At 72.4% G+C, this 8,809-nt stretch carries 6 protein-coding genes; 2 read left to right on the top strand and 4 right to left on the bottom strand.

Features of this window, described 5'->3' with window-relative positions; all coding sequences use genetic code 11:
• Positions 1-1,414: AAA family ATPase (locus tag FV229_RS23035; RefSeq protein ID WP_147754189.1), on the bottom strand; the 1,414-nt coding region annotated here is incomplete at its 3' end.
• Positions 1,415-1,466: 52 nt separating this feature from the next.
• Positions 1,467-2,702, bottom strand: a complete 1,236-nt coding sequence (locus FV229_RS23030; protein WP_147754188.1) for a DNA repair exonuclease — start codon at positions 2,700-2,702, stop codon at positions 1,467-1,469.
• A 235-nt stretch (positions 2,703-2,937) separates the two neighbouring features.
• Here FV229_RS23030 and FV229_RS23025 point away from each other — a divergent pair, with 235 nt between their 5' ends.
• Positions 2,938-3,777 (top strand): endonuclease/exonuclease/phosphatase family protein, encoded by an 840-nt coding sequence (locus FV229_RS23025; RefSeq protein ID WP_246688302.1) that lies wholly within the window; start codon positions 2,938-2,940, stop codon positions 3,775-3,777.
• Here FV229_RS23025 and FV229_RS23020 read toward each other — a convergent pair.
• Positions 3,695-5,131 carry a phospholipase D-like domain-containing protein gene (locus tag FV229_RS23020; protein ID WP_147754187.1) on the bottom strand — a complete coding sequence of 479 codons (1,437 nt, stop codon included), beginning with the start codon at positions 5,129-5,131 and terminating at the stop codon, positions 3,695-3,697. The two genes, FV229_RS23025 and FV229_RS23020, sit on opposite strands and share 83 nt — an antisense overlap.
• 337 nt (positions 5,132-5,468) lie before the next feature.
• On the opposite strand from FV229_RS23020, the gene FV229_RS23015 reads away from it, so the two are divergent.
• Positions 5,469-6,482 carry an alpha/beta fold hydrolase gene (locus FV229_RS23015; protein ID WP_246688303.1) on the top strand — a complete coding sequence of 338 codons (1,014 nt, stop codon included), beginning with the start codon at positions 5,469-5,471 and terminating at the stop codon, positions 6,480-6,482.
• Between the two features lie 15 nt (positions 6,483-6,497).
• Here the strand turns inward: FV229_RS23015 and FV229_RS23010 are convergent, their stop codons facing one another.
• A complete protein-coding gene (locus tag FV229_RS23010) occupies positions 6,498-8,648 on the bottom strand; it encodes an FUSC family protein (protein WP_246688301.1) in 2,151 nt (716 codons plus the stop codon).
• Between the last annotated feature and the right edge of the window lie 161 nt (positions 8,649-8,809).

Here is an 8,809-nt window from a genome sequence, read left to right as displayed (position 1 = left end):
GGGCCGCGACGTCGGCGACCGGCGGCGACAGGCGGGCCGCCTGGCCGCGCAGCACCTGCTCGGCGCGCCGCACGGTGGCGTCGAGGGCGTCGCGCTCGACGATCGCGGTGCGGATCGCCGCCAGCGGCCGCAACGCCTCGCGGAACGGAGCTGGGTCGACGGGGGTGCCGCCCTCGGCCACGTCACGCAGCAGGCCCTCGTGCTCGGCGCGGGCCGCGCCGAGGTCGCGCTCCAGGCGGGCGATGGCGGCGGCGTCCTCCTGCCCGTCGCGGATCAGCGCCTCGACCCGGGCGCGCTCGGCGTCCGAGGGTTGGCGCCGCGTCAGCGCCTCCACGTCGGGGAGGCCGACCCGGACGGCGAGCCGGGCGAGTTCGGCGTCGAACTGGTCGGCCTCGCCCTGGATGCGCGGAAGGTCGGCCCCGTTCTTGTCGAAGCGGTCGATCCCGCGAAAACCTTCCAGGATCTCCTCGGCGCGCCCGACGAGCCCGGCGTCGACCGCCACCGCGGCGAAGGCCGCCCGCGCCGCATCCGCGGCCGCATCGATGCGCGCGGCCTCCGCCTGACGGCCGCGGAGCGCCGAGCAGGCTTCGCCCAGGCGCTCGACCCAGGCGTCGGGGACCTCGACCAGATCGGGTTCGGCGCCGTCCCGCGCCGCGAGCGCGTCGATCTCGGCGATCAGCGGGCCGACGCGCCTGAGCCGCGCGAGCCGCGCCTGCTCGGCCGCGATCCGCATGCGCTCGGCTTTGATCGCGTCCAGCGACGCCCCGGCCGCGGCGATGCCCTCGTTGAGCTCGCGCCAGTCGCCGGCGCGCAACCCCGTCTCGCGGATCGCCTTGCGGGCTTCGTCGTAGCGGTCGAACGCCTGGTAGAAGCTGCGGTCCTGGCGCTTGCGCGGTCCGTAGATCCGGTCGGACTCGGCCTCCAGGCTCTTCTGCAGGTCGCTGTAGCCGCGCAGGCCCGAGGCCGCCGCGAACAGGCTGGCGCCGAGCTCGCCTTCGGCCAGCAGCATCTCCCTGGCTCCTTCGCGCAGGCTGTTCGCGTCGAGGCCGAAGGCGCGGCAGAACACCTCGCGGGTCAGGCCCCCAAGGAAGGGGGCGAGCGCCGCCTCCGGCAGGGCGGCGTCGTCGGCGTCGACCAGGGTGTTGCGGTTGCCCTTGCGGCGTCGGAACGCCAGCCGGCCGCCGTCGGCGCTGCCGATCTCGGCGCCGATCCGCAATTGCGGCATCTCGTGGAGGAAGGCGTAGGCCGTGCGCGTCTCGATGCCGAACAGCAGGTCCGTCACCGCGGCGAGCGCCGAGGATTTCCCGGCTTCGTTCGGCCCGAGCACGACGTGCAGGCGCGCGTCCGCACGGAATTCGACCCGCCGCCCGGTGAAGGGTCCGTAGCGTTCGAGGTCGAGGCTCAAGAGGCGCATGGGTGTCTCCGCTTCGCCGAGACCGGGCGCAAGTTCGATTGGCGCGCCAGACTCAGCATGCGCGTTTGGTGAGGCGGCCGAGGATCATCGCCTCGGCCTCGGCGCAGAGGGTGTCGAGGTCGCCGGCGAGGTCGCCGTCCTCGGTCGCCGGCATCTTCGCGGCGATCTCGGCGAGCGCCGCCGTCGCGCGGGCGCGGAACTCGGGGTCGCGGTCGATCTCGGCGAGCAGCGTCGCCGGGTCGATGGCGTCGACGACGTTCTCGCGCGGGCCGCCGCTCGGGCGGGCGGTCTCGATCTTCAGCTTCTCCAGCCAGATGTCCTCGTGGACGCGGTCGGCGGCGGCCTGGATCTCGGCGGTGAGGGTTTCGCGGTCGGCCGCGAGCCGGTCGTGGGCGGCGGTGGTCCCGGTGAGGTGCACCCGCACCGCGAGCAGGCGGCCCTCCGCCAGCGCCGCCAGCGGACGCATCGCCGCCTCGACCAGCGCCACCGCCTGCGCCTCGGTCTCGGCCTCGTCGACGGCGACGGAGAGGTTGTGGAACCGGGCGTGGTCGACGATCAGGCGGCGCACGCCCGCCACATGCCCGTCAGAGACCTCGACGGCGACGGCGCCCTTGGGCCCGCATTCGCGGATGCTGCGGCCCTGGAGGTTGCCGGGGAACAGGATCCAAGGATCCTGCGACAGCTCGGTGTAGTCGTGGATGTGGCCGAGCGCCCAGTAATCGTAGCCGCGCGCCCGCAGGTCCGCGACCGAGCACGGCGCGTAGGTCGCGTGCTGGGCGTGGCCGGTGCAGGAGGTGTGCAGCACCCCGACGTTGAACCAGCCCGGCACGGCGGCCGGGTAGGACAGCGACAGGTTCTCGTCGACCGCCCGGTTCGGGAAGCTCTGGCCGTGCAGGGCGACCTTCAGCGCGTCGAGCCGTATGGTCTCCGGCTTCTTGGTCGAGAAGGTGCGGACCGCCTCCGGCAGGGTGATCGCCTTGGTGATCACGCTCTCGGCGTCGTGGTTGCCGCGCACCAGCACCACCGGGATGCCGGCGCGGTCGAGCCGCGCGACCTGACGGGCGAAGAACAGGCCGATCGAGTGGTCGGCCCAGTCGCCGTCGTAGACGTCGCCGGCCACGATCAGGAACGCGACGCTGGCCTCGATCGCGTGGCTGACGAGGTCCTCGAACGCCCGGCGCCCAGCCGAGGCGAAGCGCTGGGCGATCTCGGCGTTCCGCGCGCCGAGCCCGGCGAGCGGGCTGCCGAGATGCAGGTCGGCGGCGTGGATGAACGTGAAACGCGTCATGGATTCCAAAGATCTGGAGCGCCGTCTGGAGCGCCCCCTTGCGGCCTCGGTCCGGTCGAGATGGGTTCTGGGCGCTTGCGGCGCACGGCTCAAGAGTGGAGGAGCGTTGCGTCAACAGGGCAACGGGATCGTGGGTCGCGCGTTGGGAGGCGGGCGAAACCCGCCCGGTCCCATCCCGGTCTCGCGCCTGCCCCAGGCTGTCGGAAGAGCGCGGTCAGGAGCACGAACGGCCCGCATGGCGACATCCCAGGTCTCATCCCAAGCCTCGTCCCAAGCCTCATCCCAGGTCTCAGCCCAGGTCTCGCCGGCGCCCCTCGGCCTCGATTCCGTCGCGCCGGCGCCGCTCCGACAGGCGGATGCCGCGGCGGCGTCGCGCAAGGTCGTCAGCTGGAACCTGCTGCGGCGCACCGGCGCGGCGGTCGAGGACGTGGTCGCGCTGATCGAGCAGGAGCGGCCGGACCTGCTGCTGATGCAGGAAGCCACCCGCGAGATCGCCGGGATCACCGAACGGGTCGGCGGGTCCTACGCCTGGGTGCCGCTGCCCGGCCGCATCCACGGGCTGGCGATGTGGTGCCCGACGCCGTGGGCGACGAACCCGGCCGTGGTCACGCTGCCGTCCGGCGCGGTGGTCCACCGGGTCTGCCAGGTGCTCGATTTCGGCGACTTCGGCGTGGCCAACGTCCACCTCTCGCACGGCCAGATGCTGAACCGGCGCCAGCTCCGCCGCATCGTCGGCATGCTGCCCGAGCGCTCGGCGATCCTGGGCGACTACAACATCGTCGGGCCGGCGCTGCTGCCGGGCTTTCGCGACGTGGGGCCGCGCCGGCCGACCCATGCCATGGTCGAGATGGTGCCGCTGCGCCTTGACCGCTGCCTGGTGCGCGGCCTCGTCTGCCGCGAGCACGCGGTGCTGCCGCGCGGCCCTTCCGACCACCGGCCCATCGTCGTCCACCTCAGCCCGGCCCCGCCCGGCGAGGCGCCGCGCGTTCGCTTCAGAGGTATGGCAGCAGCAGTCGCACGCCTGCGTCGCGCAAACGGACCGGCAAGGCCCGCGCGTCGATCGCCTCCATCGTGAGCGGCGTCTCCATCTTGGCGCGGATGAACGTCTCGAGCTGAGCGGCGAGCGCCGCGTCGTGGATCTCGACGTTGAGCTCGAAGTTCAGGCGGAAGCTGCGCATGTCCCAATTCGCGCTGCCGACGAAGCACCAGGCCCCGTCCACCACCATCGCCTTGGAATGGTCGAAGGGCGGTTCGTCGAGCCAGATCCGCACGCCGTTGCGGATCAGCGGCGCGACGTGCGCCCGCGTCGCCCAATCGATGAAATGGTGGTCGCTGACCCGCGGGATGACGATGTCCACCGTGATCCCGCGCTGGCTCGCGAGGATGAGGGCGTTCATCACCACCTCGTCCGGCAGGAAGTAGGGGGTGACGAAGCGGACCGAGCTGCGGGCGCAGGCCAGCGCCTGGAGGATCACGAACTCGATCTTCTCGACGTCCGCGTCGGGCCCGGAGAGGACGACCCGGGCGATGGAGTCGCCCACGGGTTGCAGGTCCGGGAACCAGTCCGGCCCTTCGAGCACGCCGCCGTCCGCGAAGGCCCAGTCGGCGCTGAAGGCGAGCATCAGCTGCTCGACAACCGGGCCGGCGACGTGGAAGTGCGTGTCGCGGATCGGGTGGTCGGGGCGGGTCCGCAGGCGGTTCGGCTGCGAGATGTTGAGGCCGCCGGTGAAGGCCTCGCGCCCGTCGAGGATCAGCAACTTCTTGTGGGTGCGCAGGTTCAGGAACGGCATGCGCCAGGGCAGGCCGGAATGCATGAACAGGGCGGCCGGCACCCCCGAAGCCCGCAACCGTCGAAAGGCCGCCGCGCGGAAATAGCCGCCGCCGATGCCGTCGATGATCACCCGCACGGCCACGCCGCGGTCCTGCGCCGCCTTCAGCGCCGCGCAGAAGGTCCGCCCAGTGGGGTCGTCGCGGAAGATGTAGCTCGACAGGGCGATGCTCGACCGCGCCCGGTCGATCGCGTCGAGCATCACCGGGTAGGCGGCGTCGCCGTTGCGAAACAGGCGCAGCGTGTTGCCGGCCAAAGCCGGCAGGCCGGTGATCCGGCGCACCGCCTTGTCCAGCGGCCACATCACCTCGGGGACGATGGCGTCCTCGGTGTTCGGCGCGCCCGGCGCCGCGGAGGGCTTCGACTGGAACTTGCGTGCGCGGCGCTCGACCCGGTTGATCCCGAACAGGAGGTACAGGGCCGTCCCGAACACCGGCGAGAGCCACGCCAGCCCGATCCAGCCGACCGCGACGCTGACCCGGCGCTTGCGCAGGAGCGCATGCACGGTGACGCCGAGCGCCAGCGCGGTCCCGACGACGGCCGCCACGTCGGCTCGCAGGTGGGCGGTGGCCTGCAGCCACCGGATCAACGCGTCTTCCAAAGCCCGTATCCGCTCTCGATGCCCCCGGGGCGATATAAGGGAAACGGGGCGGCGCGCGGACGGTGCGCAGGGTTTTTTCGGTGAGTCAGCGTCCGGCGGGAAAGCGGTCCAGCGACGATCGTCGCGGTTCGTTCGCGCTCCACTCCTATGTCCGTTGCCTGCATGCCGTCGGGGTGATTCATCTCCGTCATCCGACGCCAGATACGGATGGGAGAAAACGATGCCCAAGCCATCGAAACGGACATTTTTGGCCGAAGGCCGTCAGACGCCGGCCGCCGACACGAGCGCGGTGCCCCGCCGTGACGTCTTCCGCGGCCTCGCGGTGCTAGGCCTCGGATTGGCTGCAGCGCCGACGCAGGCCCGCGAGCCCGCGGCACCATCGATCGAACGCGAGGAGTTCCGGGTCCCGACCGGTGAGGAGGGGATCGAACTCTACGTCCGCAACAAGCGTCCGGCCGGGCAATCGCGCTTCGCCGCCGACCGGATCCTGCTCTACGTCCACGGGGCGACCTATCCAGCCTCCACCGCCTTCGATCTTCCGCTCGCCGGGCTATCGATGATGGATTACCTCGCGGGACTCGGGTTCGACGTCTACCTCGTTGATTTGCCCGGCTACGGCTTCTCGAGCCGGCCGAAGCAGATGGACCAGGCTGCCGCGGACAACCCGCCGTTCATGCGCACCGCCGACGCTGCGAAGGCCGTCGGTGTCGCGGTCGACTTCATCCTGAAGCGCCGCGGGGTGGACAAGCTCGACTTGATGGGATGGTCGTGGGGCACCTCGACCATGGGGCTCTACACCACGACCCACAACGACAAGGTCAACCGCCTTGTCCTCTACGCGCCGCAATGGATCGCCAAGGCGCCCCCGAACCTTGGCACGTCCGGGCCACTCGGCGCCTACCGTACCGTCACCCGCGACAGCGCCAGGGACCGCTGGCTCAAGGGCGTCTCGGACGACAAGCGCGGCGACCTGATCCCGGCGGGCTGGTTCGAGCAGTGGGCGGACGCGACATGGGCCACCGACGCCGTCGGCGCCGCACTCTCGCCCCCGGTCCTGCGCGCGCCGAACGGCGTCGTCGCGGACTCGCAGGCCTACTGGCAGGCCGGCAAGCCGCTCTACGATCCGGGCGAGATCCGCGTCCCGACCCTGATCATCCACGCGGAATGGGACGCCGACCTGCCGAGCTACCAGGCGCAGGAATACTTCACCAAGCTGACCAACGTCCCCTACAAGCGCTTCGTCGAACTCGGCGAGGGCACGCATACGGTGATCATGGAGAAGAACCGCATGCAGTTCTTCCGCGAGGTCGCCGCCTTCCTGCAGGAGGCCGACCCGCAGGCCCTGAACTGAGAAGACGGGGCGCGGTCACGCGACGGCGGACACCGCCTCCCGCACCTGCCCCGGCCGCAGGGTGCCGGTGAGCAGGTCGACTTGGGCGACGAGGCGTTGCAGCTGCGGGTTTCGCGCGCCGCCGGGGCGGTCGGGGAGGGGGTAGCGGTTCTCGGCGAGCGCCTGGAGGTTCGCCGCGATCCAGGCCTTCCAGGTGCCGTCCTCGGCCTGGGTCGGCGCGCCGGCGTGGCGCAGCACGGTGAGGCGGGCGCTGATCCGCCGGAGCGTGGCGTCGGCGACCATCGCGGCCTCGACCTCGGGATGGTGCCCGGCGCGGGGCTGCTGCAGGGCGCGCGACAGGGCGGCTTCGAGGTCGTTGAGCGCGAGGCCGGCGTTGCGGGCGCAGGTCGAGAGCCGCGCCTCGCGCTCCGGGGGCGCCGTGTCGGCGAGCGCCGCCTCGGCGAAGGCGGCATGGCTCGCGAGCGCGCGCCGGAGCTCCTTGCGGACCTGGTCCGGCTCCCAGATCGGCCAGAGCAGCAGGCAGCTCACCACGGCGATCAGCCCGCCAAGGATGGTGAACAGCGCGCGCATGCCGACCACCTCCCAGGAGGAGTGGCCGGGGGTGATCACCTCGATCAGCAGCACGATCAACGGGGTGAGGCAGGCGACGAAGAAGCCGTAGCTCACCTGGCGCGCGGCGAATCCGACGATGCTCAGCGGCAGGATCAGCGCGATCTGCATCAGCGGCGTCGTCGCCATCTGCGCCAGCAGCGCGCCGACGAGGCCGCCGAGCACGGTGCCGCCGATCCGCTCCAGCGCCCGCTGCCAGGTCGCCGCGTAGAACGGCTGCATCGTCAGCACCACGGTCATCACCAACCAGTGCGAGAACGGGCCGGCCCAGATCAGCGTCGCCGCCAGCGCCGGCGCGCAGACGGCGCTGGCGCGCACCGCGTGGCGGAGGTTGGCCGAGGCGAGGGTGAAGTTGGTGCGCAGCGGCCCGAAGAACCGCGTCCGCCAACCGAGGCTGCCGCCGTCGGCGAGCGCGCCGCCGGGGCGGTAGCCCTCCGGCGTCGAGAGCTTGGCGCCGATCCGGACCCGCTCGACGATCCGCTCGGCCAGGCGCGCGAGGATCGGCGTCGCCTCCAATCCCGCGGTGGCTCGCTCGATCGCCGGCTCCAGGCGCGGCAGGTCGAGGTCGGCGTCGTCGCGGATCGCGCGGGCGATGGCGATCAGCAGCGGGCGCAGGCGCCGCAGGAACAGCTTGGCGGCCGCGCGCCGGTGCGGCTCGGGCGCGCTCTCGATCAGCTCGGCGATTCCGATCAGGCCCGAGAACAGCTGCTCGGCCGTCTCAAGCCGCAGCAGCGCCTGCGCCGTGCGCTCGGAGACGCGTTCGCGCGAGCGGGCGAGGTCGAGCAGGAGGGCGCGCGCCGCCTCGATGCCGGCGCGGACGCCGCGGCGGTGGGCGCGGGCATGGCCGTCGAAGGCGGCCGCGACCGTCTCCGGCGCGGCGGCGAGTTTTTCCAGGTCGCCGGTCAGCCGCGCCAGCGCGTGCCAGACTTCGCCGACGGCGCGGTGCGCCGCGCGATAGGGATGCAGCCGCCACAGCACCAGCGCCAGCACGGTCGCCCACAGGCCGCCCGCGAGGAACATCGCGGCGATGATCGCCGCCTCCTCCGGGCTCAGCGCCCGGTCCATGGCGATGCACAGCACCACCACGAGCACGTTGCCCGCGGCCTGGGCCTGCACGCTCCAGACCCGGGCGTAGGCGCAAGCGAAGATCACCGCGCAGGCGGCCGGCACCACGACGAGCGGCCCGTAGGGCTGGATCAGCCCGAACACCCCCCAGATCAGGCCGCCGAGCACCGAGAAGGCGGTGAGCACCCGCAGGCGGATGCGGATCGGGCCGCCGGTGTCGCAGAAGCAGGTGAGGTTGGCCGCAAGCGCCATGGTCAGCAGCGGCGGCCACTGGATCCATTCGTTGGCCAGCAGCACGATCGCGAAGGCGAAGGCCGCGCGCACGCCCTCGACGAGGCTCAGCCCGCGCGGGTCGAGCGCCACCGGCAGCCGCGTCAGGTCGGAGCCCGGCCGGCCGAGGCTGCCGCGACCGCCCGCGGTGCGGCGGCGGCGGGCACGGAGCACCGTCCGCTTGGCGGCGTTCCGCGGGGCGCTCGGGACGGGGTCTGCCAACCTGCGGCTCCAGCGCCGGACCGGTCGTCGGCGCATCGGAGGTCTAGAGCCGTTCGCCCGCGAGCGGAACCGGTGACGGCGGCATTGCGGACCTGCGCGGGCCGATCCCGAAATTGCCGTCGTCGGGCGTCATCTCCCGGCGATGATCGTCACCCTGCCGC

The organism is Methylobacterium sp. WL120 (assembly GCF_008039465.1).
Taxonomy (GTDB): Bacteria; Pseudomonadota; Alphaproteobacteria; order Rhizobiales; family Beijerinckiaceae; genus Methylobacterium; species Methylobacterium cerastii.
The sequence above is the reverse complement of the archived record's forward strand: the minus strand, read 5'-3'. Positions and strand labels throughout refer to the sequence as shown.